The 20,824-nt window shown below is 64.1% G+C and carries 26 protein-coding genes and 1 tRNA gene; 7 read left to right on the top strand and 20 right to left on the bottom strand.

What is annotated here, in order from left to right; translation table 11 throughout:
• Nucleotides 1-151 precede the first annotated feature (151 nt).
• Nucleotides 152-236, top strand: a tRNA-Ser gene (locus HX613_RS06270).
• A 92-nt stretch (nt 237-328) separates the two neighbouring features.
• Here HX613_RS06270 and HX613_RS06265 read toward each other — a convergent pair.
• The 3 genes from HX613_RS06265 to HX613_RS06255 all read right to left on the bottom strand — a co-directional run bounded on the left by HX613_RS06265 (nt 329) and on the right by HX613_RS06255 (nt 2,709).
• Nucleotides 329-862 carry a type 1 glutamine amidotransferase domain-containing protein gene (locus tag HX613_RS06265; protein ID WP_235344543.1) on the bottom strand — a complete coding sequence of 178 codons (534 nt, stop codon included), beginning with the start codon at nt 860-862 and terminating at the stop codon, nt 329-331.
• Between the two features lie 164 nt (nt 863-1,026).
• On the bottom strand, nt 1,027-1,983 hold the full coding sequence (locus HX613_RS06260; protein WP_235344542.1) for an NADP-dependent oxidoreductase: 957 nt from the start codon (nt 1,981-1,983) through the stop codon (nt 1,027-1,029).
• Between the two features lie 129 nt (nt 1,984-2,112).
• Nucleotides 2,113-2,709, bottom strand: a complete 597-nt coding sequence (locus HX613_RS06255; protein WP_235344541.1) for a hypothetical protein — start codon at nt 2,707-2,709, stop codon at nt 2,113-2,115.
• A gap of 245 nt (nt 2,710-2,954) precedes the next feature.
• Here HX613_RS06255 and HX613_RS06250 point away from each other — a divergent pair, with 245 nt between their 5' ends.
• The 3 genes from HX613_RS06250 to HX613_RS06240 are packed head-to-tail and all read left to right on the top strand — an operon-like array spanning nt 2,955 to nt 5,189.
• Entirely contained in the window at nt 2,955-3,362 is a 408-nt protein-coding gene (locus HX613_RS06250; protein WP_235344540.1) for a YciI family protein, read from the top strand.
• Nucleotides 3,347-4,483 (top strand): RNA polymerase sigma factor, encoded by a 1,137-nt coding sequence (locus HX613_RS06245; RefSeq protein WP_328284909.1) that lies wholly within the window; start codon nt 3,347-3,349, stop codon nt 4,481-4,483. Before HX613_RS06250 ends, HX613_RS06245 begins: the two co-directional genes overlap by 16 nt.
• A 34-nt stretch (nt 4,484-4,517) precedes the next feature.
• Nucleotides 4,518-5,189 carry a DNA alkylation repair protein gene (locus tag HX613_RS06240; protein WP_235344538.1) on the top strand — a complete coding sequence of 224 codons (672 nt, stop codon included), beginning with the start codon at nt 4,518-4,520 and terminating at the stop codon, nt 5,187-5,189.
• A 30-nt stretch (nt 5,190-5,219) separates the two neighbouring features.
• Here HX613_RS06240 and HX613_RS06235 read toward each other — a convergent pair whose 3' ends face one another.
• The 9 genes from HX613_RS06235 to HX613_RS06195 all read right to left on the bottom strand — a co-directional run bounded on the left by HX613_RS06235 (nt 5,220) and on the right by HX613_RS06195 (nt 12,995).
• Entirely contained in the window at nt 5,220-6,023 is an 804-nt protein-coding gene (locus HX613_RS06235) for an ABC transporter ATP-binding protein (protein WP_235344537.1), read from the bottom strand.
• Nucleotides 6,020-7,072 (bottom strand): FecCD family ABC transporter permease, encoded by a 1,053-nt coding sequence (locus HX613_RS06230; protein WP_235344536.1) that lies wholly within the window; start codon nt 7,070-7,072, stop codon nt 6,020-6,022. Before HX613_RS06230 ends, HX613_RS06235 begins: the two co-directional genes overlap by 4 nt.
• Nucleotides 7,069-8,109: a FecCD family ABC transporter permease gene (locus tag HX613_RS06225; protein ID WP_235344535.1), complete on the bottom strand. Its 1,041-nt coding sequence runs from the start codon at nt 8,107-8,109 to the stop codon at nt 7,069-7,071. The genes HX613_RS06230 and HX613_RS06225 overlap by 4 nt, the downstream gene beginning before the upstream one ends.
• A 12-nt stretch (nt 8,110-8,121) precedes the next feature.
• Nucleotides 8,122-9,150 carry an iron-siderophore ABC transporter substrate-binding protein gene (locus HX613_RS06220; protein ID WP_235344534.1) on the bottom strand — a complete coding sequence of 343 codons (1,029 nt, stop codon included), beginning with the start codon at nt 9,148-9,150 and terminating at the stop codon, nt 8,122-8,124.
• Between the two features lie 119 nt (nt 9,151-9,269).
• Complete coding sequence (locus HX613_RS06215) at nt 9,270-10,094, bottom strand: helix-turn-helix domain-containing protein (protein ID WP_235344533.1); 825 nt, start codon at nt 10,092-10,094, stop codon at nt 9,270-9,272.
• Between the two features lie 36 nt (nt 10,095-10,130).
• Nucleotides 10,131-11,555 (bottom strand): amidase, encoded by a 1,425-nt coding sequence (locus HX613_RS06210; RefSeq protein WP_235344532.1) that lies wholly within the window; start codon nt 11,553-11,555, stop codon nt 10,131-10,133.
• Nucleotides 11,556-11,607: 52 nt separating this feature from the next.
• Nucleotides 11,608-11,949, bottom strand: coding sequence for a winged helix-turn-helix domain-containing protein (locus HX613_RS06205; protein ID WP_235344531.1), 342 nt, complete (start codon nt 11,947-11,949; stop codon nt 11,608-11,610).
• 19 nt (nt 11,950-11,968) lie between these two features.
• Nucleotides 11,969-12,388, bottom strand: a complete 420-nt coding sequence (locus tag HX613_RS06200) for a hypothetical protein (protein ID WP_235344530.1) — start codon at nt 12,386-12,388, stop codon at nt 11,969-11,971.
• Between the two features lie 157 nt (nt 12,389-12,545).
• Nucleotides 12,546-12,995 (bottom strand): flavodoxin family protein, encoded by a 450-nt coding sequence (locus tag HX613_RS06195; protein WP_235344529.1) that lies wholly within the window; start codon nt 12,993-12,995, stop codon nt 12,546-12,548.
• Nucleotides 12,996-13,037: 42 nt separating this feature from the next.
• Between HX613_RS06195 and HX613_RS06190 the strand changes: the two genes are divergently transcribed.
• From HX613_RS06190 to HX613_RS06180, 3 genes are all read left to right on the top strand, one after another.
• Nucleotides 13,038-13,967, top strand: coding sequence for a Sir2 family NAD-dependent protein deacetylase (locus HX613_RS06190; protein WP_235344528.1), 930 nt, complete (start codon nt 13,038-13,040; stop codon nt 13,965-13,967).
• Nucleotides 13,964-14,566, top strand: coding sequence for a TIGR03085 family metal-binding protein (locus tag HX613_RS06185; protein WP_235344527.1), 603 nt, complete (start codon nt 13,964-13,966; stop codon nt 14,564-14,566). The genes HX613_RS06190 and HX613_RS06185 overlap by 4 nt, the downstream gene beginning before the upstream one ends.
• Before the next feature lie 122 nt (nt 14,567-14,688).
• A complete protein-coding gene (locus tag HX613_RS06180) occupies nt 14,689-15,087 on the top strand; it encodes a DUF4190 domain-containing protein (RefSeq protein WP_235344526.1) in 399 nt (132 codons plus the stop codon).
• 19 nt (nt 15,088-15,106) lie between these two features.
• Here HX613_RS06180 and HX613_RS06175 read toward each other — a convergent pair whose 3' ends face one another.
• Genes HX613_RS06175 through HX613_RS06140 form a run of 8 tightly spaced genes read right to left on the bottom strand, consistent with a single transcriptional unit; the run spans nt 15,107 to nt 20,709 of the window.
• Nucleotides 15,107-16,735: a polyamine aminopropyltransferase gene (locus tag HX613_RS06175; RefSeq protein ID WP_235344525.1), complete on the bottom strand. Its 1,629-nt coding sequence runs from the start codon at nt 16,733-16,735 to the stop codon at nt 15,107-15,109.
• On the bottom strand, nt 16,732-17,157 hold the full coding sequence (locus HX613_RS06170) for a DUF350 domain-containing protein (RefSeq protein WP_235344524.1): 426 nt from the start codon (nt 17,155-17,157) through the stop codon (nt 16,732-16,734). The genes HX613_RS06175 and HX613_RS06170 overlap by 4 nt, the downstream gene beginning before the upstream one ends.
• 48 nt (nt 17,158-17,205) lie before the next feature.
• On the bottom strand, nt 17,206-17,565 hold the full coding sequence (locus tag HX613_RS06165; protein WP_235344523.1) for a hypothetical protein: 360 nt from the start codon (nt 17,563-17,565) through the stop codon (nt 17,206-17,208).
• Entirely contained in the window at nt 17,562-18,140 is a 579-nt protein-coding gene (locus HX613_RS06160; protein ID WP_235344522.1) for a DUF2617 family protein, read from the bottom strand. Before HX613_RS06160 ends, HX613_RS06165 begins: the two co-directional genes overlap by 4 nt.
• Nucleotides 18,140-18,757, bottom strand: coding sequence for a DUF4178 domain-containing protein (locus HX613_RS06155; protein WP_235344521.1), 618 nt, complete (start codon nt 18,755-18,757; stop codon nt 18,140-18,142). Before HX613_RS06155 ends, HX613_RS06160 begins: the two co-directional genes overlap by 1 nt.
• A gap of 38 nt (nt 18,758-18,795) precedes the next feature.
• Nucleotides 18,796-19,821 (bottom strand): GNAT family N-acetyltransferase, encoded by a 1,026-nt coding sequence (locus tag HX613_RS06150; RefSeq protein ID WP_235344520.1) that lies wholly within the window; start codon nt 19,819-19,821, stop codon nt 18,796-18,798.
• A 31-nt stretch (nt 19,822-19,852) separates the two neighbouring features.
• Complete coding sequence (locus HX613_RS06145; RefSeq protein ID WP_235344519.1) at nt 19,853-20,044, bottom strand: hypothetical protein; 192 nt, start codon at nt 20,042-20,044, stop codon at nt 19,853-19,855.
• Nucleotides 20,041-20,709 carry a DUF1707 SHOCT-like domain-containing protein gene (locus HX613_RS06140; RefSeq protein WP_235344518.1) on the bottom strand — a complete coding sequence of 223 codons (669 nt, stop codon included), beginning with the start codon at nt 20,707-20,709 and terminating at the stop codon, nt 20,041-20,043. Before HX613_RS06140 ends, HX613_RS06145 begins: the two co-directional genes overlap by 4 nt.
• Nucleotides 20,710-20,824 lie beyond the last annotated feature (115 nt).

Here is a 20,824-nt window from a genome sequence, read left to right as displayed (position 1 = left end):
CCATATCAATCGCCCTCTACTGGGTCGACCTGCGTCAGGCAGGCAAGGGCAAAGGCAGCTGAGAAGCGATTTCACCTGCACTTAGTGTGATGGTTCACACTCGGCCGTCAGGATTTCGCATTGTCGACACGACTCGGATAGGCTAGCTCGCGGAGGATTCGCCTAGTGGCCTATGGCGCTCGCCTGGAACGCGGGTTGGGTTAACGCCCTCAGGGGTTCGAATCCCCTATCCTCCGCAGAGAGAAGAAGGCTCCCATCCGAGAACATTCGGATGGGAGCCTTCTTCGTACGCTGCGCAGGCGCATCAGCCTGCTCTAGCGCCTCAACCTCAGCCCAGCGCGTTCGCGATGGCCGCGTTGAACGCGTCGAGGTCGCCGGGGTTGCGCGAGGTGATGAGATTGCCGTCGACGACGACCTCGGAATCCTCCCACTCTGCTCCGGCGTTAACCAGATCGGTCTTCGTCGAGACGAATGATGTCAGCTTCCGGCCCTTGGCCACGCCTGATTCGGCGAGGATCCATGGTGCGTGGCAGATCGCGGCCACAGGCTTGTCTGCCGCGAAGAACGCCTTCACCAGTGCCACAGCGTCCTCGTCGAGGCGCAGGGCATCCGCATTTAGGGTGCCGCCTGGAAGCACGAGCGCATCGAAGTCCTCAACTTTGGCTGCAGAGACTGGGACATCGACGGTGAACTCATCGGCATGGTCCCAGTCACCGTTCATCGCCTGCAATGTGCCATCTGAGGGCGAGACGATGACCGTTGTGGCTCCGGCTTCGTCAAGTGCTCCGCGGGGGCTGGTGAGCTCGACCTGCTCGACTCCGCGGGTGAGGAGGAATGCAACTTTCTTGTCTGAGATTGCCATGATGCTTACTCCTTGTCAGTTGTCGGATCCGACTCTTCGCAGACGATCTGACATCGTCGTCTGGGATCTCTCAGCACCGGGTGCTGTTCGTCGGTGTCTTCAAGGAGAACGCACCAACCCGGCCACAGTATTCCTGACCGCCCACCATCGGATGTGAACTCGGATCAGCTGCTGAGGAACTCGCGCTGATCGTTGGTGAGGGGATCGGCGTCGACACGGAGGACCACCTTGCCGGCAGGGCGTGAGCCCTTGAGGAAACGGTAGGCGTTCTGGACCTCGTCGAGCGAGAAGACCCTGGCGACGGGCACGTGCACATGTCCGTAGGCGATCGCTTTGGCAAGCCACGCTAGATCACCGCGGTCAGCCGCAGTCTCGCCCGCGATGCTCACCCCATACGTGTCGGCGACCTGTGGTCCCGCTCCGATCGAATTGATGCGCCCGGCCAGAATGTCGAGACTCAGCAGCTGCTTGATCTCGGCCTCGTCCTGGGTCGAGAAAGCGGCAGCGATGCCCTCGGGGGCCGCCTCCTGCAGGCGGGCCTCGAGCCCCTCACCGTAGGTGATGGGTTCGATGCCGAGATTGCGCAGAGCATCATGGTTGGCTTCGCTGGCGGTGCCGATGACGCGGGCGCCCAAATTGAGCGCCAATTGGGCTGCGATGATTCCGACTCCGCCCGAGGCACCTGTGACGAGGACGGTCTCACCTTCGGCGATCGCCAGGGCGCGGATGCCCGCGATGGCGGTGCGCCCGGCTATGTAGAGGCCTCCGGCGGTATCGATGCCGAGACCGCGAGGTATCTTGTCGAGTCGTTCTGCCGGGTCCCGGATGAGCAGATGAGTCGTCTGTGTGCGATGCGGCCGTCCCCCGAAGACGAGATCGCCGGAGGAGAAGTCGGTGACACCCTCACCAACCTTGTCCACGACTCCCGAGAAGTCGGCGCCGTTGCCCTTCGTGCCTGTGGCCTGCCCGAAGGCCCCACCGATGACGGCGAGATCGACGGGGTTGAGTCCGGCATAGCGGACAGCGACGAGAACCTCACCTGGCCCGACTGAGGGGGTGTTCGCCTCGGCGATGTGGAGCTGGTCGATATCGCCGTTCTGGGTGTACTGGACACTGCGCATGATGGGAATGCTCCTCGCTGGTCGATGTGGCAGGTGCACGACCTGTGAAAGTGTGCACCTGCCATAACCATCTGCGGTCGCGAGTTGTTCCGCAGCCTCGGCCGACACCAGCGGTGCCAGCAGCTAGGCTCAGTTGAAGCTGGGGAAGTCGAGCTTGTAGCCGACGTAGTTGCCTGAGACCGATGTGACCTTGACTGTGCCGTAGCGCTTCTCGCCGTAGGCGGTGACGTTGCAGGAGGCCGATCCTTGCTTGGAGATGACCATCAGGTCGTTGAGGCATTCGACCTCGTCGACGGTCGTCCCCTGCTCGGAGTACGCCTTCTCAATGTCCTTCTCGAGGAGGGAGGCGGGAATGGTGCCGTTGCCGTGCTCATCGATTTCGAATCCGGGGTCATCGGCGCTGGCCTGTTCGCCGCTCGAACTCGATGATCCTTCACCCGCCGAGGTGGATGTGCCCGACGATGATGACGAGCCCTGACTCGACGAAGAATCGGGGGAGTCGCCGGTGACGGCATTCGACTCGGACTCCTCCGGCACCTCCTCAACAGGAGTCACGGCCTCTTGCTGCTCGTCAGGGTTCGCCGACGTTTCGTCTCCCTCCTGGGCCTGCGTCTGCTCCTGCTCGGGAGGGCCGAAGGAGATGTTCATATCGCAGGCCGACAGTGACAGTGCTGCCGCAACTGCGCCGGCGACGGTGATGGACCGAATGATCTTCGTGGTCTTCATGGTGAACTCCTGATGAGGTGAAGGTGGTGTGTATGAGTTCACTCTGTCAACGGAATCCGCCAAGGTGGGGGCGTGTGTGTTCGCATTCGGGGACGTGTGTTCCAGGTCGGTTACAACCGCACATCGGAGACTATCCGTGGAAGAATCGAAGGAAATCTCGCCGAGGATGTCGAGAATGCGCATGTGGCTCCGTCCCAGGGATGTCAGCGAAGTTCGCGACGAGCAAATCATTAGAGGAGAAGATCATGGCTAAGTACCTGATGCTCAAGCACTACAAGATGGCCCCCGAGTACATGCAGTACACCCCGATGGAGGAGTGGACGCCGGGCGAAGTCGACGCGCACATCGGCTACATGAACGACTTCGCGGCGAGGCTGAAGGCCAGCGGCGAATTCGTCGACTCCCAGGCACTGTCGCCCGAAGGAACCTTCGTCCGCTTCGACGGAGAGGGCAAGCCGCCGGTCACTGACGGTCCCTTCCCTGAGACCAAGGATCTCATCGCCGGGTGGATGGTCATCGACGTCGAGTCCTACGATCGGGCGCTCGAACTTGCGGGCGAACTCTCGGCGGCACCGGGTGCCGGCGGCGAGCCGATCCGGGAGTGGCTCGAACTCCGTCCGTTCATGGGTGTGACCCCATCTACGACGGACTGAGGGAGCTCGTTCCCATCGTGATCGGCATCCTCGAGCGGAGGGGAGCAGACTTCGCCACCGCCGAGGATGCCGTTCAGGATACCCTGATCGAGGCGTTTCGCTCGTGGCCGGAGAACGAGCCCCGGGACATGAAAGGGTGGCTGATCACGGTCGCCTGGCGGAAGTTCCTCGACCGCGTCCGTGCGGAGTCCGCGCGGACTGCGCGGGAGGAACATTCCTTTGCGCTGGACACGGATGCGGCGACCACCTCGGCCGATGACACCGTCGATCTCTATTTCCTGTGCGCCCATCCGGACCTCAGTCCGGCCTCGGCGGTGGCACTGACTCTGCGGGCCGTCGGCGGACTGACGACCCGTCAGATCGCCGAAGCCTATCTCGTGCCCGAGGCGACGATGGCACAACGCATCTCTCGGGCCAAACGCACCCTGACCGGACGCAGGCTCAACCGCCCGGGAAGCATCTCCGCGGTCCTCACGATCCTCTATCTCGTCTTCAACGAGGGCTACTCCGGTGACGTCGACCTCGCAGCAGAAGCCATCCGTCTCACCCGGGTGCTGGCCGCATCGATCGACCATCCCGAGGTCTCCGGGCTGCTGGCGCTCATGCTCATCCACCATGCCCGCCGCGAAGCCCGCTTCACCGCCGATGGGGCTCTGATCACTCTGACCGACCAGGACCGGTCCCGGTGGGACTCCCACCTCATCGTCGAGGGCATCGGCATTCTGCAGACCGCGCTCGCCCGCGAGGAACTCGGCGAATTCCAGGTGCAGGCGGCCATCGCCGCTCTCCACGCCGATGCACAACGAGTCGAGGACACCGACTGGCCCCAGATCGTCGAATGGTACGACGAACTGCTCAAGTTCCACGACAGCCCGATCGCTTCCCTCAACCGAGCTGTCGCGATCGGTGAAGCCGACGGGCCGGCGGCCGGGCTGGCCCAACTGGACAGACTCGATGAGACTCTGCCGCGCTACTTCGCCGTCGAAGCCCACCTGCGAGAACGGGCAGGAGAAGACGAGGCGGCGGCGAAGCTCTACGTCAAGGCCGCGGCCAAGGCCGGCAACCTCGCCGAGCGCGACCACCTCATGCGTCAGGCGGCCCGGCTGAACTCCGAGCGCTGAGGACTGAGCACCGAACTCGCGGTAGTCTGATCGCATGATTGAGGCAAGCGTGCACAGCGTCATGGAGACACTGGCGACGATGGAGGATCCCAAGGCCCGTGCCGTCAATGAGAAGCACGGTGACGATCACGGTGTGAATCTGACGAAGCTGCGAGCCGTGGCCAAGGAACTGAAGAAGAACGACGAGCTCGCCGTCGAACTGTGGGACACCAGGGATACAGCAGCGCGTCTCGTCGCGATCCTCATCATGCGCCCCCGCAGCTATGACGCGGAGCGCCTCGACGCCATGCTGCGCGATGCACGTGTGCCGAAGGTCCACGCCTGGTTGGTCAACTACATCGTCAAGAAGTCGAAGCATGCCGAAACACTGCGCCTGAGCTGGATGGCCGACCCCGATCCGGTCGTGGCTTCGGCCGGCTGGGCACTGACCAGCGAGCGCGTGAACAAGTCGCTCGAAGGCCTTGACCTGCCCGGTCTCCTCGACATCATCGAGGCGCAGATGCTCGACGCCGAAGAGCGCCTGCAGTGGGCGATGAACGAGACTCTGTCCTATATCGGCATCGAGAACGAACAGCTGCGTCCACGTGCCATTGCAATCGGCAACCGCCTCGGTGTCCTCAAGGACTATCCCACACCGCCGAACTGCACCTCCCCCTTCGCGCCGACCTGGATCACAGAGATCGTGGCTCGCAGGCAGGCACAGTGATGTCCGAACGTGATGTGCAGGGTCGCGGATTCAGCTCAACGTGCGGTGACGACCGATCGGGAGCATGAGCGGCTGGCCGGAAACGGGATCTTCGATGACCCTGTTCTCGAGCCCGAACACCTCAACAACATTGCCCTCATTGAGCACCTCGGCAGGGGTGCCGGAGGCATGGATACCTCCGGCAGCGATCATCACCAGCCGGTCGCAGTACCTGGCTGCCAGATTGAGATCATGGAGGACCATCACGATCGTCACACCGGAACCCTGATTGAGCTCGGTGAGCAGATCGAGGACCTCTACCTGATGGTTGACGTCGAGGAAGGTCGTCGGTTCGTCGAGGAGCAGGATGTCAGTCTGCTGGGCGAGGGCCATAGCGATCCACACCCGCTGTCGCTGACCGCCGGAGAGTTCGTCGACGGGACGGTCGGCCAGCGCCGAGGTGGCCGTCGTGTCCAGGGCCTGCGCGACGGCGAGATCGTCGGCAGAACTCCACCGGGAGAACGCGCCCTGATGCGGGTGACGACCGCGTCCGACGAGGTCAGCGACCGTAATGCTCTCGGGAGCGATCGGCGTCTGGGGAAGGAGACCCAGAGTTCGCGCGAGCTTCTTAGCAGGCATCGTGTGGACCTGCTTTCCGTCGAGGATGACGGTGCCGGACTTCGGGATCAGCAGTCGTGACATCGACTTGAGCAGGGTGGATTTGCCGCAGGCATTAGCGCCGACGATCCCGGTGATCGCTCCGGGCTGCAGGCTCAGATTCAAGCCATCGATGACTTCCGTGTCCCCGTAGGCCAGATGCAGTTCCCGGGCCTCGAGCGAATGATCCTTGGTCACAGGGAGCCTCCCGATCGATTGATCCTGATGATGAGATAGATGAGGTAAGGGGCGCCGAGAATCCCCGTGATCACTCCGACCGGGTATCTGGTGCCCAAGCCGAACTGTCCGACGAGGTCCGCGACGAGGACAAGGAAGGCACCGACGAGGGCCGAGGGAACCAGAGGAGAGGGGCCTGGGCCGATGAGTCGGGAAGCGATCGGGCCCGAGAGGAAGGCGACGAACGCCACTGGCCCGGCCGCCGCGGTGGCGAAGGCGATGAGTCCGACCGCCGTGACGATGACGAGCAGACGCATTCGTGACACTCGTACTCCCAGCGCTTCCGCGGTCTCATCGCCGAGCTGGGCCACCGTGAGGTTCTTCGACTGGCCCAGGAGGATCGGGGCGAGCACGATGAGTGCGCACAGCAGTGGGCCGACCGCGTCCCACTTCGCTCCGTTGAGGCTGCCTGCCAGCCATCGCAGAGCCTCCTGAAGATCCCACTGCGCCGCCCGGGTCAGCTCCCAGTTGATGAGAGCGTTGAGCATTGAGGCGACGCCGATGCCCACGAGGATGAGTCGAATGCCGGCGGTACCGTTCTTGTATGCGAGCAGGTAGATGATGAGGGCCACGGCGAGACCGGCGACGATTGCGACGACCGAGACCCCGGTGCTGCCCAGGCCGAGGGTCACGATCGCGAACACTGCGGCAGCCGAGGCTCCGGAGCTGATCCCGATGATATCGGGGCTGGCCAGGGGATTGCGGAGCATGGTCTGGAATGTGACGCCGCCGAGGCCGAAGCTCAGTCCGACGAGGAGGGCGAGCACCACGCGGGGCAGTCGCAGTCGTCCGACGGTGAAGGTAGCACCGGGAACCTGATCCCCGAGGACGACGCGGATTACCTTGTCGAAGGAGTAGAAGGTCTGCCCGACCATGAGGCTGGTCAGGAAAACGGTGATGACGAGGCCGGAGAGGACGAGGACGAAGGTGGTCCAGCGGGCCGTGCGTGCTCGTCTCAGCCCTGCCACCGCCTCGGCGGTCGGGGTCGTCGGCGTGGTTGTGTGGTTCACAGCGAACGGCCCTTCTGTCGGCGGACGATGGCGATGAAGAACGGAGCGCCGATGAGCGCGGTGAGGATCCCGACATCGAGTTCCGCGGGGCGCGCGATGATGCGGCCGAGGATATCCGAGGCGGTCAGCAGGGCCGCGCCCGTGACTGCCGAGAACGGGATCAGCCACCGATGGTCGACTCCGATGAGCAGTCGGCACGCGTGGGGGATGACGAGGCCGACGAACCCGATCGGGCCTGCGACGGCCGTGGCGGCACCGCACAGGACGACCGCGCCCGCGGCGGAGAAGAGCCTGGTCAGTCCCACGTGTTGGCCGAGTCCAGCGGCGAGCTCATCGCCGAGGGCCAGTGCGTTGAGGCCCGGTGCCGAGGAGCTGCTGATGACGAAGCCGACGATGAGGAAGGGGAGGATGAGGAGGACCGAATCGAGCGTCACGCCGCCCACGCCGCCGATCTGCCAGTCGCGGGCGAGATCGGCGATGTCTCCACGGGGGAGGACGATGGCGGAGATGAAGGAGGACAGTGCCGCGGCCGTTGCGGCGCCCGCGAGTGCCAGCTTGAGCGGGGTCGCACCCTGCCGCCCGAGAGAGCCGATGGCGTAGACGAAGACCGAGGTGAGCCCGGCTCCGACGATGGCGAACCAGATGTAGTCGGCGGCGCTGGTCAGACCGAAATAGGCGATTCCGACGACGACGGCCAGGGAGGCGCCGGTGTTGACCCCGAGGATGCCGGGATCGGCAAGGGGATTGCGGGTGACGCCCTGCATCACGGCACCGGAGATGCCGAGTCCGGCACCGACGCTCACGGCGAGCAGGGTGCGGGGGATGCGTTTGGCGACTGCGGCCTGGTCGAAACCGGACGTCGAGCCGAGATAGGCGGCCAGTATGTCGTCGAGTCCGACGTTTCGGGAGCCGATCATGGTGGACGCGACCATGAGGATCGCGACGATGGCCAGCGCCACCAGCATCCACAGGAGGCGAACGCGAGTCGACCGCCGCAGTCTGGCGGCGGTCGACTCGACAGTCGATTGAGCGCTCATCGAGGTCGGTGCCTACTTCTGATTCGAGGCGGCCTTGTCGAGCTCGTCGAGGTAGTCGTCGAGGATGAACGAGATCGACAGCGGTGTGGGATTCGCGGCCGTGCCAAGCGGCGCATCGCCGGGCAGGTTGACGATGGCGTCGTTCTTGACAGCCGGCATCTGCGACAGCAGATCATCGTCTTCGAGGGTCTTGACGAGCTTGTCGTCGCCATAGGTGACGATGATGTCGACGTCATCGAAGACATCGGCCTGCTCGGCGCTGACAGTCGAGGAGAACTGGTCGGTCTCGTCCGAGGCCTTCTGGACGCTGGCGGGTGCCTTCATTCCGAGGTCTTCGAAGAACATCGCCCGGGTGTCGTGCGTGGTGTAGAAGTTCACTTCGGACAAGTCGGAGGGATCGACGTGGGTGAGGAACATCGTCGACTTGTCCTTGATAGCAGGGTGCTTCTCGACTGCCGAGTCGATCTCGGAATCGAGATCATTCACGAGCTTTTCGCCTTCGTCCTTCATGCCGATGGCTTCGCTGTTGATTTCGATCATCTCGCGCCACGGAGTTCCCCAGGCCGTCTCCGGGTAGGCGACGACGGGAGCGATCTCTGACAGGGTGTCGTAGTCCTCCTGGCTCAGGCCGGAATACCCTGCGAGGATGACATCTGGTTGAGTGTCGGCAACGGCCTCGAAGTCGATGCCGTCGGTTTCGTCGAACAGTGTCGGGGTCTCTGCCCCGAGCTCCTCGAGCTTGTTCTCGACCCAGGGGAGGACGCCGTTGTCGTCGTCATCGCCGAAGTCTGCACTGGCCATACCGACGGGAACGACGCCGAGGGCCAGTGGCACCTCATGGTTGGCCCAGTTGACCGTGGCGACGCGTTCGGGTTTCTCATCGATCTTCGTGGTTCCGAGTGCGTGTTCGATGGTCACCGGTGTCCAGGAGTCGTCACCGCCTTCGGCTTCGGCCGAGGAGTCAGTGCTTGAGCAGGCGGTGAGCACGAGGCCGACGGACACGGTTGCGGCGACTGCCATCGTGCGAACTGAACGGGACATCTTTTCCTTTCGAAGGCGCTTCACAGCACACCTCGAAGCGGCGATGAATTAGGTGTGCCTAATCAAACTAGCGGAGGCTTTCGACGCGCGCAATCAAGCAGATCCGACACTGCATTTCGTCAAACGGACAATGCTTCGGGTCGATAACGGGCAGGTGTCGTGCCCGTGATCCGTTTGAACGCCGTGGTGAAGGCGCTCACCGACCGATAGCCGACGGCAGCAGCGGCATCTTCGATCTCGGTGCCGAGCACGATGAGTCTGACGGCATGCTGGATCCGTGCTGTCACGACCCAGCGGGCGAATCCGAGGCCGGTCTCCGATTCGAAGGCCCGTGTGATGGTCCGAGTGCTCCTGTTCATTCTGGATGCCCAGTCCCGCAGGTTCGACGTGTCCGCAGGATCGTTCAGCATGGCCTTGACGATAGGGGCGAGGAGGGGATTCTTCGGTGTATGCAACAGAAGCTCACGCTCGGCCGGCGCCATGGTGTCGAGGATCATCGCCTCGGTGATGGAATAGGAGGCGGTCTGCGGATCGATGCTCTGCAGTCTGTCCAACAGCAGTCTGAGGAGGTCAGTGATCTCCACCGCGGTCGGAGCGTGGCTGACATAGGGGTTGTCGACACTGAACTGAGCGGCGCAGAGGACGACTCCTGCCGGGGTCCAGCCAGAGTGGGGGACGCCGGCTGGGATCCACATCCCCAGGGGGCGGGTGATGGTCCACGTCCGTGTTCCGATGGTGACCGTGCCGACCCCGGCGTCCCGCCACAGCAGCTCGTGCGTCGGGTGGGAGTGCTCCGCCCAATACGTCTCGTGCTCGATGGTCTCCTGCGAGCCGAGGATTCGGACCGGCATCTGGACCTGCCCAGCAGAATAACTGGGCAGCTTCCGCTCGGAGACCGGCGTCGACTGCGTGGCGTGGGGCCGGAATGGCTTGATCGTGGGCACTGAACAAGGATACGTGCGTTGACCTCGGGAGGTAATCTAGACCGCCACGATGTGCGGGTGCTGTCGGTGGAAATCGGTGGCCTGTTGGAACGCGTGCCCGGCGGCCAACAGCAGACTCTCCTGAAAGTCACCGGCGACGAACTGAGCAGCCAGAGGGGTGCCGCGATCGGTGAAACCGGCAGGCACAGTGATTGAGGGCATGCCGCAGTTGTCGATCGGTGCCGTCGGGATCGTGACTCCCGCGAACAGTTCGGCATCCGAGCCGAGGTTCTCCATCTGAGTGATCGTCGGCGAGGCGGCTCCGATGCCCGGAAGCAGCAGCAGGTCGATGTCGGACATGAGTCCGCGCATGCGACCGGTGAATGCCCTCCTGGATTCGAGCAGCTCGTGGTAGTCGACGGCACTCAGTCCGCGCCCGATCTCGATGAGGCCAGCGAGGTCGGGTCCGTACTCGGCTGACCTCGACGGGTAGTTCTCTGCATGAACGCCAGCGGTCTCGATTCCGCACAGCGCAGTCCATTCCTGCGCCGCTTCGGGAAACCCGGGCGTGCGCACGTCGAGGACGCGCCAACCGAGGTCGATGAGCACCTCAATCGTGGACTCCAGCATCTCATTGGTCGCGTCATCGAAATGCTCGGCGGCCAGTTCGCGGTCGAAGCCGACGACCGGAGCGTGGTCGAGTTCGAGCTGCCGGCTGTAGCGGGGGACCGGTTCGAGGGCAGAGGTCGGGTCGTTGGGATCATGCCCGGCGATGGCCTCGAGGATGATGGCGGCGTCCCGTGCGCTGCGCGTCATCGGGCCGATGTGGTCGAGGCTCGGAGCCAGCGGGAAGATGCCGTTGCGCGAGACCCGGCCCCACGTGGGTTTGAGTCCGGTGACCCCATTCGCCGAGGAGGGCAGCCGGATAGATCCGCCCGTGTCCGAGCCCAGGGAGCCGTAGCAGAGGCCGGCGGCGGTCGCGACGCCCGAACCGGATGAGGAGACTCCGGACCAGGTGTTCGGCTCCCAGGGATTGACCGGAGTCGGCAGGTCCGGGTGGTGGCCGGTGAATGCGCCTTCGGTCAGTCGCAGCTTCCCGAGGATCACGGCCCCGGCAGCCCGCAGGCGAGCGACGACGGTGGCATCGTAGTCGGGTCGGAAGTCGGCGTGGATCGTGGTGCCCGCGCCCGTCGGCGCGTCGTGAGTGTAGGCCAGGTCCTTGATCGCCAGCGGCACGCCGTGCAGCGGTCCCAGCCAGTCCCCGCGAGCCAGACGCGCATCGAGGGCATCGGCCTCGGCCAGTGCCGATTCCCGCATCAGGGTGACGAAGGACAGAAGGTGGGAGTCGAGCTCGGCGATCCGATCGAACATGGCCTGCGTGGCGTCTCTGGAGCTCAGTCGCCCGGACCTGATGAGTTCCGATACTTCGTGCAGTTCGCGGAACTCGAGTCCGCTGTTCGCCGAGGTTGTGCTGCTGGCCATGGACGCCTCCTTGCATCGGTTTTCCTCATGCTATCGGGGAAAGTCCGGAAGGTCACTGCTGGTCAGATCCACCACCGGCGAGTTCCCGCAGGGCTTGGACATGAGCGTCGAGACGATCGCGGCCACCCGAGGTGATGGAGACCCAGGTGCGCGGCCGCTTGCCGACGTAGCCCTTACTGACCTCGATCATGCCTGCCTTCTCGAGAGCGGAGATGTGTCGGGAGAGCACGGAGTCGGAGACTCCGAGAGAGTCGCGCAGGAGTTTGAATTCGGCCCTGTCCCGATTCTTCAGGCTCGCCACGATTCCGAGTCGAGTGGGATTGCCCAGATCTGATTCGATCCGAGCCAGGGAGCCGCCGAGGTTGGGGATCGCCTCGTGTGATTCGTTCTTCATTCTGGTGCCCCGTCCCTACTCAGCGGCGCAGACCGAAGAGGGCCATGATGGGGGAGAGGACCCAGAGGAATCCGGCGGCAGCGAACGGCACCCAGGAAGTAGGGGTGAACGAGTCGACGATGATCGCGGTGAAGAAGGCGACGAAGATCAGCGGCAGCCAGGTGCAGAGGAGGACGGTCGAACGACGGCTCCAGCTCAGAGCCTTGACGACATAGACGATGATGGCCGGCACCAACCAGGCCCCTCCTGCGCCGAGGAGGATCAGCTGAGTCGTATTGTCCTCGATGATCCCCACGGCGAGGATTCCCACGGAGACGGCTGCGCTGTAGACGAAGAGCATCGTGACCAGCGGCCAGGCATCGCCGGATCGGGCCTGAGTCTGGTGTGACTCGACCTGCGAGAGAAGGTCCTCTGCCTGCTGCGGAGTGGGCGTGCTCATGACAACTCCTTCGTTGCTGTCTTCACCGAGATGCGGTGTCCTCCGAGTGGAAGTGATTACAGACTAGCAAGTACTTTCCAGATTGGAAAGTACTTTCGCGAAGTTCATCTCAATGAGAGTCGAGCGAGCGTCGGAGATTGCCGGTGCTGCCCGGCGCTCACATGGCCGCAGCCGCCACGGTGGCCGCGAGTTCGGTCGCGCTGGAGAGGTGGTCATCGGTGACCTCACCGGTGACGATGAGAGGGTCGAAGGCGAGCTTCCAGCCCAGACCCGTGGTGATCTGCTTCATCGCGGTCTCCGCCCCTGTCGTGTCGTAGCCACCGTGGATCCAATAGGAGAACGGGCGGCCGGCGGTCGGCTCCCTGACCTCGTCGTATGTGGTGTCGAAGAAGTGCTTGAGGGCACCGGAGATGTAGCCGAAGTTCGCGGTCGTGCCGAGGATGAATCCATCGGCGGCGAGCACGTCCGCGGACGTCGCCTCCAATGCGGGACGGACCGTCACGTCGACGGCACCCAGCTCCGGCATGCGCAGTCCGGACAACGCCGCCTCGGCGATTTCAGCCGTTGCCTGTGACGGAGAATGATGAACGAGCAATATGCTGACCATGGGACCAGACTAACCCTGCAGCAGTTCGACGAGGGAGGATTCGTGGCAGTCATCTTTGATCCGCTTCGAGGGCGGACGCGGCCCGCGGCCAGCCACAGTGATGAGGAGATCATCGACGTGCTCACCGGAGTTGATGAGGTCGTGGGAGTCGACACCTCCGGGTGGGCGGTGCTGACCGGGGCCGGGATGAGCACGGACTCGGGAGTTCCCGACTATCGGGGACCCGACGCGGTGCCACGGCAGCCGATGACGATCCAGACCTTCCTGTCCCACCCCGATCAGCGGGCCCGCTACTGGGCGCGCTCCTGGGTGGGCTGGCCGCGCATGCGCTCAGCGCGTCCGAACGCGGCCCACCTGGGACTCGCGGCGCTGCCCGTTGCCGGAATCGTCACGCAGAACGTCGACGGACTCCACCAGGCCGCGGCGAGGCAGATGGGCAGCGACAGTTCGGTCATCGACCTGCACGGCAGCCTTGATCGCGTCATCTGCCTTGACCAGGGGCACATGTTCGACCGCGACTGGGTCCAGACCAGGCTCAGCGAGCTCAACCCCGATTTCGCGAAACTCGTGGGAATCGACCCGTTCGATGTCGAGACGGCGCCCGACGGTGACGTGGATCTGGAGGACACGGCGGACTTCATCGTGGCCGATTGCCCCCGCTGCGGCGGATTGCTCAAACCAGACGTCGTGTACTTCGGTGACTCCGTGCCGCCGGCACGGCTGCAGGAAGCCAATCGCATCTGCGATGAGGCGAGCGGAATCGTCGTGCTCGGATCCTCACTCGCGGTGCTTTCCGGGCTGCGATTCGTCCGGGCGGCCGCTAAAGAGTCGAAGCCGGTCGTCATCGTCACCGACGGTCCCACCAGGGGCGATGAGCTCGCCGACTACCGCTCGATCTCCCGCGTTGCCGATTTCGTGCAGGACTGGGCACTCAGAGGAATCCAAGGCGATGATGACAAGCTTCAGGCATGACCAATCTTGCGCGAACCGAACGTCTCCGCCTCGTCGATACAGCTAACAGGGCCGGTGAAGACGCCCCGACTCTGTGCGAGGGCTGGACGACACGTGACCTGGCCACACACCTCGTGATTCGCGAGCGTCATCCCGCTGCCGCCCTCGGCATCTTCTTGCCGAAGTTCGAGGGCAAGCGCGAGGAGCAGGAGCAGGCGTATGCCTCGATGCCGTATTCGCATCTGCTGGGTCTGGTGGCATCCCCGCCGAGGTGGACTCCCGGCGGGTGGCCCGGCGTCGAATCGGTGATGAACACCGCTGAATACGTCGTCCACCATGAGGACATCCGCCGTGCTGCGATCGAGTGGATCCCACGCAGGCTGTCGCTGTCGGAGAACCGTGCGGTGTGGGCCGCGTGCCGAACCGCGCTCCTGCCCTTCGCGGCCAAGGCCGAAGGTCGTGTGGAGATCTCCAGTCCCGGCTTCGGCCAGCGCAGCGCGGGCAGGCAGACCCGCGGAAGCAACGGGAAGGCCGGCGGAATCACCATCACGGGCGAACCCGTGGAGATCCTGCTCTACCTCATGGGTCGTGAGCGGCGTGCCCTCGTTGACGTGAAGTGAAACGGCTGCTTCAGCGAAACGGGGGAAAACCCCCGAGCAGCGCAACGGTTTATATCATTCACCCCGCCGCGCAGAGTTCCTAGGCTGGTACCAACAGCACAGAGACGAGCAGAGGCAGAATCATGGACACCAACTACACCCCCAACTTTGACAGCAACCAGCACTCCGGCAGCCGGGGCTACTACGATCCGGCTGAGAACTACGGCACAGGCGCGCAGCCGCAGCCGCCGCAGTCATACCGTCCTCGAGCCGAGGAGGATCCGGGTAAGGTCCTCGGGATCATCTCCCTGGTCGCGACCCTGTCGACGTTCCTCGGTTTCAATTTCCTCGGCCCGATCATCGGCATCATCACCGGTCACATGGCACGCAAGAACTCACGCGGCGCAGGCTTCGCCGACAACGAGATGGGCAAATGGGGCTTCATCCTCGGCATCGTGTTCATCTCGGTGGCAGCACTGGGCGGACTGCTCGGCCTGTCCATCGCAGGCTTCGCGGGACTCGCCGGCCTGCTGGGAGCCTGAGCTTCAGACTGGCTGAGACTCAGTACCCGACCCAGGCTCCGCGCTCCTGATCGAGCACGCGAGGGTGGAGCAGGGTCGAAGCCTCAACGTCACCGACGGAGGCCCGATCACGATCGGGCGGGAACGTGGTGGAGGAAGCGAGCACCTCAGACGTCGCGAATTTCAATCCCCCGGGAGCGTCCCGGGGGATTGTCACGTCCGGACCCTTCTCACCGGTCCCGTCGTGTCCTGAGACATCGGCGAGGAAATAGCCCCAGTCACCGAAGCTGGGGACATCGACGTGATAGGGCGTGGTGGTCAGGCCCGCCTCGGCGACGGCCTCTCCGATGCCCCAATACGCCTCCGGCGCGAAGTACGGGGAGCCGGCCTGGACGACGAGGCGGGCCTCGGGGGACATCACCTGCTTGATCAGACCGTAGAACTCGATGCTGTAGAGCTTCGAGGTGGCCACATCGTCAGGGTCGGGCAGATCGGCGATGACCGCATCGTAGGCGGTGTGCTTGGCTTCACGCAGCCAGGTGAAGGCGTCCGCCGCGATGGTTCTCACTCGGGGATCGTCAAGGGAATCCTTGTTGAAGTCGGTGAAGTGGTCCGAGGTCTTCGCAAGTTCGAGGACGCGTGGGTCGAGGTCGACGAGCGTCACCGATTCGACGTCGGGGTATTTCAGTATCTCCCGCACGGCCAGACCGTCCCCGCCGCCGAGGACGAGGACGTTGCGCTTGGGGCCGTCCATGAGCGGATGGACAAGGGACTCGTGATAACGGTATTCGTCGGCCGAGGCGAACTGCAGGTCCCCATTGAGATAGAGCCTCGTGTCCCCGGTCTTCTGCGATTCGGTGAGCACGATCTCCTGATAGTCCGTGCGTTGGGAGTACACGATCGGGTCGCGGTAGAGACGCTGGCGGGTCGTCATCTCGATGTCGTCGGTGAACACCCAGACCACGGTGAGTCCGCCGACGATGAGGACGAGCAGGCCCGCCAAAATCACCTGTGTGCGGGTGCGGATCTCGGTGCGGAAGAGCCAGAGGACGATGAGGATGCCGACGACGGCGTTCGTGATCCCCACAGCCAGAGCGCCTCTGGGCAGACCGAAGACCGGAAGCAGGATGAACGGGAAGGCGAGGCCGCCGACGAGCCCGCCGACGTAGTCCGCTGCGAAGAGATCGGCCACGGCACTGGAGGCCTTCTGCGCACGGATGCGTTGGACGAGCTCCATGAGCAGGGGGATCTCCGCGCCGATGAGAGCACCGATGACGAAGGCGAGGGCGACCATCGCCACGGTGTAGACGTCGGCGAAGGCAAATGCGAGGTAGAGCAGGATGACCGAGAGGCCGCCGATGATGCCCAGTGCCGCCTCGATGAGGGCGAAGGCGACTGCGGCGAACTCGGTCAGGCGCTTCGTGGCCAGGGACCCGATGCCCATCGCGAAGACCATGACCGAGAGGACGATCGAGGCCTGAACAATTGTGTCGCCGAGGAGGTAGGAGCCGAGTGCGACGAGCGCGAGCTCGTAGACCATGCCGCAGCTGGCGCAGATGAAGACGGCCAGAAGCACGAAGAAGCGGGCGGGTCCCGGCTTCAGCGGCAGCGTGATCGGTCTGCTGCCGCCGATGGTATCGGCGTTGCTGGACTCTGTCGGTGAACTCAAAGGAGCGCTGCGGCCATGATGCCCGCGATGCCCACGTGAGCGGAGGCATTGACCCAGACTTCAGGGTGAAACGCATCGGGTTTGATCATGTCGCCGAGCTTGCCGGGGGTGAAGGCGTCGATGAGCAGGAAGCTCAGGGCCATGAGGATGATGCCGACGATGCCGAAGGCCAGGGTGGAGATGATGCCGAAGGCGAAGTCATCCGAGCTGGCCCGGATCGCGGCGATGACGATGATCGCCACACCGAGGAGGTCGGAGGCGACGAGGATCACGGCATTCTTCGATTTCTGCTGCCAGAGGATGACGTGCAGCTTTCCGGGGGTGAGGAGGTCGACGACGAAGTAGCCGATGAGCATCAGTGCGAGGCCGCTCACGGCGTAGGAGAGGACGATCCCGATCTCAAGGAAGAGGTCTGCCAACATGATTGCCTTTCAGGGTGCTGTCGGTACTGTCATTTGCCGCGAACGCTGTCATTTGCCTGTGCCGGGTCCGCCGCCGCGGAATCCAGAGCCGTCGCCGTAGTTCGATCCTGTGCTGCTGGAGCTGCCACCGAAGAAGGGCAGGAAGAAGAATCCTCCGCCACCGCCACCCGAGCCGTCCGAGTCATCCGTGCAGCCATTCATGATGTTGCCGAGGATCAGGACGATGACGATGAGAATGACGACGGTGCCGCAGCCGGAGCGTCTCTTCGGGCCGCCGGAGTGGTTGTTCGAGGGCCCGGAGCCGCGATTGCCCCCGGATCCGCGGTCTCCGCCGCCGGTGCCGCGCCCGTTCTCGGCGTCGAAGTTGAAGGAGCCTCCGCCCATGGAGACATTGGGATCGCGACTCATGATCTCCTCCTCAGCTGACTGTGGCTGTGCACGATCTGTCGGTGCTGCGGATAGCAGTGCCAGCTCTGCCAGGAGACCTGCTCCGCTGTCATGTCCGTGAGCGCCAATGCTGTGAGCGCACCCGGTTCACCGGGGAAGTCGACGACGAGGTGACGGTCGTGGGCACTCGAACGGGCCACCACCTCGGCGGCGGCATCACTGAAGCTGCCGGCCACATCTGTGAGCTCGCATCGGAACTGATGTCGGGTGAAACCCGACCAGGTTCCGGCAGTGGTGCGGGTCGTGTCCCAGCCAGGACGCTCATCCTCGCCGAGGCAGGCGAAGGTTTCGATGAATGAGTCAGCGTCGTTCTCGCTCAGGATGACCTGGTGGGATGAGCCGATGACGTGGAGTTCGAGACGCGAGCGGTCCTGCCCATCCGACGACGGCAGGTCGATGAAGTCTGAGGCCAGAGGGGTGATGCGGCCGTGGTCGAGGCTGAAGGTCAGTGCCTGGGCAGATGTATCGGCGAATGCCACGTCGAGGCTCACGTGCTGGGTCGGCACCGGCCCGGTCAATGGGGGAGTGAGTGTCATCAGCTGCCCGAGTAGATGGTGAAGGAGCCGACCGGGATCGATTCGCCGGTGCTCACTTCCCAGCGGCCGTGGTCGAAGCGTTCGAAGGCGAGCAGCTTGTGGTCATCGGACTCGTAGTCGACGTAGTCCACGCCGCCCTTCTGATTCAGGCCGGTGGTGCCCTCGGAGCGGTAGGAGGCGGTCCCGTGCTCGACGAGTTTGTACTCGGTGCCCTCGATCGTGATGGTCTTCGCCTTGGGCTCGATGTCGAGCTCGGGGCGATCACTCCACCGGGAGACCTGCAGGTCGGGATCCTTCTCGACGGTCAGCCACAGGCGGGTGGCGGACTGGTCTGCCTGGAAGAAGTGCTCGGCCCAGTCGTAGCCGCCCTCGGAGATGCGCAGGGAGCCGCGGACGAAGAACTTCTCATTGCCGAATTCGAGCAGGTCGCCGGCCTTGATCGTCTCCGGATCCCCGCCGGTGTTCTGTTCGGGGGCGAACGGATCCTGCGGCCGGCGGGGTGCGGCCGCGTTCTCTTCGAACTTGCGGCGGCTCGCGGCGCGCCTGCGGACGATGATCACCGTGATGATGACGACGACGATGAACACCAAGACGGTGATGAGGATGTTGGAGGACACGGGTGCCTGCTTCACTCAGTTAGCCGGAACTTTCACACTCAACTGTAGTCGAAACGTCCCTCGAGCGCGGTCATGGAATCCGCAGAGAAGAAGCCGAGATCCCGGTTGAGCGCGTGCATCGGCCCGTTGCCCGCCGCTGTGTAGGTCTGGACCCATGAAGCCTGGGCGGCCTCCGGGATGTCGTGGAGCTGGCGCATGTTCGCGACCTTGAGTCCGCGTCCGATGCCGCGACCGCGATACGCACCGTCGACGAAGGTGTCCTCCTGGATGACGATGTCCGGTTCGTGGCGGGAGACCATGATCTCCGTATAGCCGACAGGGGCAGGCCCGCTGGAATCGTCGTCGATGTGCGCGATCGAGCTGACGAGGATCCAGCCCTGCTCCGCCATCCGCTCCTCATGGGTGCGGATGGCGCTCGCACCGGCATGTTTGAGGGTGCGAGTGAGTTCGCCGACGGGGACATCCTCGTCCATCTGTTCACGCAGCCTCGCCCAATCCTCGACCGCTTCGTCCGGGCAGCGCCCGATCCACGAGGTGATCGACAGGGAAGGATCGGGCGCTGCGGTCAGACGCGACTTCGCATCCGGGTTCTTGTAACGGTTCGCATCGTCGTGCAGGTAGGCCGGCAGGTCGAGCAGGAAGCGATGTTCCTGGTTGCCGATGCGCAGGCCCTGGGTTTGAGCGAAGGCAACGCCCTCCGGGCAGTAGGTCTCGGTCTGGACCAGCTCCGTGCGCCCGCGCAGCAGTTCCTCGACGACTCCGGCTATCGAGGTACCGTGACCCCGGCGCCGGCGGTCGGGCACAACCCCGATCTCGACATCGGCGGGAGCATCGGTGACGATGTTGATCTCCGCACCGCCGATGGCCTCCTCGCCGAGGTGGGCCAGGAGTGCAATGTCCACCTTGTCCGAACGCGGGTGGGCGAACTGGGTGAGGGTGGATTCGAGACTCTGCCACCAGGGTGCGGTTCGATCAGCAGTGTAGGCCTCACGCATGAGGCCGTGCCAACGCGTGAGCCCGTCGACATCGTCGGGCTCGATGCGGGTGATCCGGACATCGACCATGTCACGAGTCGACCATGGCCCGACACGGATTTCAAGGATTTCGGTGCGAGTCCCTGCCGTCCTCAGGTCCCGCCTCGGCGGGGGGATCGTCTTTGGGAAGGCGCGAGCCGATGTGCGCATCGGGACGATTCATCACCCGGTAGACGAGGAAGGCACCCACACTGACGACCACGATGATGGCCAGGATGAGGAAGATGACCGCGCCGAGACCGGGTTCCATCACTTGGCCATCCGACGGCGGTCGAGGAAATTCGCGAAACGGGCGCGGAAGGAACCCATGCCGACCGAACCGGTGACTCGGATGATCGGCTTGCGGCCCTCTGGAACGGCGTTGACCACGGACTTCACCGAACCCCATGATTTGGACAGGGAGTCGATGTTGACGGCCCAGTCATCGGGGATGACGACGATCACAGACCCCATGCCGGCGACGACTTCGACATCGATGACCTCGAGGCCGGTCTCGACCTCGAGGAAGTTCAGTTCGATGTTCGCCCCTGTCGGGTGGCACCGGATATAGGGAGGGACCTGCCATTTGGCGCGCCGGAGCTCATTCTCCCAGCCGGCCTTGATGACCAATGGCTCTCCCGTCTCGATGGCCTGCCCTGCGGGAGTCGATCGGGTGAGAGAGGCGCCGGGACGGAAGCGATCGGAGGGCAGATCGGTGGTGAGGTCGGAGAGGACCTCGTCGAGATCGATCGGGAACCGGGCGGCATGGACCTTCTCCATGCGCTCGTCGAGTTCCTCAACCGTGATCCGGCCGTCGCCGGCGGCTTCGCGCAGGACTTCGATCGCTTCGTCGCGCTCTTTGTGTCCGATGCGGTAGGTCTTCGCGGGGTCGTTTTCGGCAGGGGAGTTGTCGGGGGAATCGGGGGTGGAGTGGCTCATAGTCTCTATCGTGCCCGATTCGCACCGCCGCTTACAACGGACTGCATCGGGCATCGGGCGCGGCGATGGGTTCCAGGTCACCATGGCGTCGAGGAACGGTCCGTGTGTCGTGTCA

The sequence above is a fragment of the Brevibacterium sp. UCMA 11754 genome (genome assembly GCF_021532275.1).
Lineage (GTDB): Bacteria > Actinomycetota > Actinomycetes > Actinomycetales > Brevibacteriaceae > Brevibacterium.
Note: the sequence above shows the minus strand (reverse complement) of the source record. Positions and strands in the feature narration are given on the sequence as shown.

Excerpts from the sequence above, each read along its gene's own strand:
- HX613_RS06265 (WP_235344543.1), bottom strand. The coding sequence starts at position 862 with ATGGCAATCTCAGACAAGAAAGTTGCATTCCTCCTCACCCGCGGAGTC.
- HX613_RS06260 (WP_235344542.1), bottom strand. The coding sequence starts at position 1,983 with ATGCGCAGTGTCCAGTACACCCAGAACGGCGATATCGACCAGCTCCAC.
- HX613_RS06255 (WP_235344541.1), bottom strand. The coding sequence starts at position 2,709 with ATGAAGACCACGAAGATCATTCGGTCCATCACCGTCGCCGGCGCAGTT.
- HX613_RS06250 (WP_235344540.1), top strand. The coding sequence starts at position 2,955 with ATGGCTAAGTACCTGATGCTCAAGCACTACAAGATGGCCCCCGAGTAC.
- HX613_RS06240 (WP_235344538.1), top strand. The coding sequence starts at position 4,518 with ATGATTGAGGCAAGCGTGCACAGCGTCATGGAGACACTGGCGACGATG.
- HX613_RS06225 (WP_235344535.1), bottom strand. The coding sequence starts at position 8,109 with ATGAGCGCTCAATCGACTGTCGAGTCGACCGCCGCCAGACTGCGGCGG.
- HX613_RS06220 (WP_235344534.1), bottom strand. The coding sequence starts at position 9,150 with ATGTCCCGTTCAGTTCGCACGATGGCAGTCGCCGCAACCGTGTCCGTC.
- HX613_RS06210 (WP_235344532.1), bottom strand. The coding sequence starts at position 11,555 with ATGGCCAGCAGCACAACCTCGGCGAACAGCGGACTCGAGTTCCGCGAA.
- HX613_RS06205 (WP_235344531.1), bottom strand. The coding sequence starts at position 11,949 with ATGAAGAACGAATCACACGAGGCGATCCCCAACCTCGGCGGCTCCCTG.
- HX613_RS06200 (WP_235344530.1), bottom strand. The coding sequence starts at position 12,388 with ATGAGCACGCCCACTCCGCAGCAGGCAGAGGACCTTCTCTCGCAGGTC.
- HX613_RS06195 (WP_235344529.1), bottom strand. The coding sequence starts at position 12,995 with ATGGTCAGCATATTGCTCGTTCATCATTCTCCGTCACAGGCAACGGCT.
- HX613_RS06185 (WP_235344527.1), top strand. The coding sequence starts at position 13,964 with ATGACCAATCTTGCGCGAACCGAACGTCTCCGCCTCGTCGATACAGCT.
- HX613_RS06180 (WP_235344526.1), top strand. The coding sequence starts at position 14,689 with ATGGACACCAACTACACCCCCAACTTTGACAGCAACCAGCACTCCGGC.
- HX613_RS06170 (WP_235344524.1), bottom strand. The coding sequence starts at position 17,157 with ATGTTGGCAGACCTCTTCCTTGAGATCGGGATCGTCCTCTCCTACGCC.
- HX613_RS06165 (WP_235344523.1), bottom strand. The coding sequence starts at position 17,565 with ATGAGTCGCGATCCCAATGTCTCCATGGGCGGAGGCTCCTTCAACTTC.
- HX613_RS06160 (WP_235344522.1), bottom strand. The coding sequence starts at position 18,140 with ATGACACTCACTCCCCCATTGACCGGGCCGGTGCCGACCCAGCACGTG.
- HX613_RS06150 (WP_235344520.1), bottom strand. The coding sequence starts at position 19,821 with ATGGTCGATGTCCGGATCACCCGCATCGAGCCCGACGATGTCGACGGG.
- HX613_RS06140 (WP_235344518.1), bottom strand. The coding sequence starts at position 20,709 with ATGAGCCACTCCACCCCCGATTCCCCCGACAACTCCCCTGCCGAAAAC.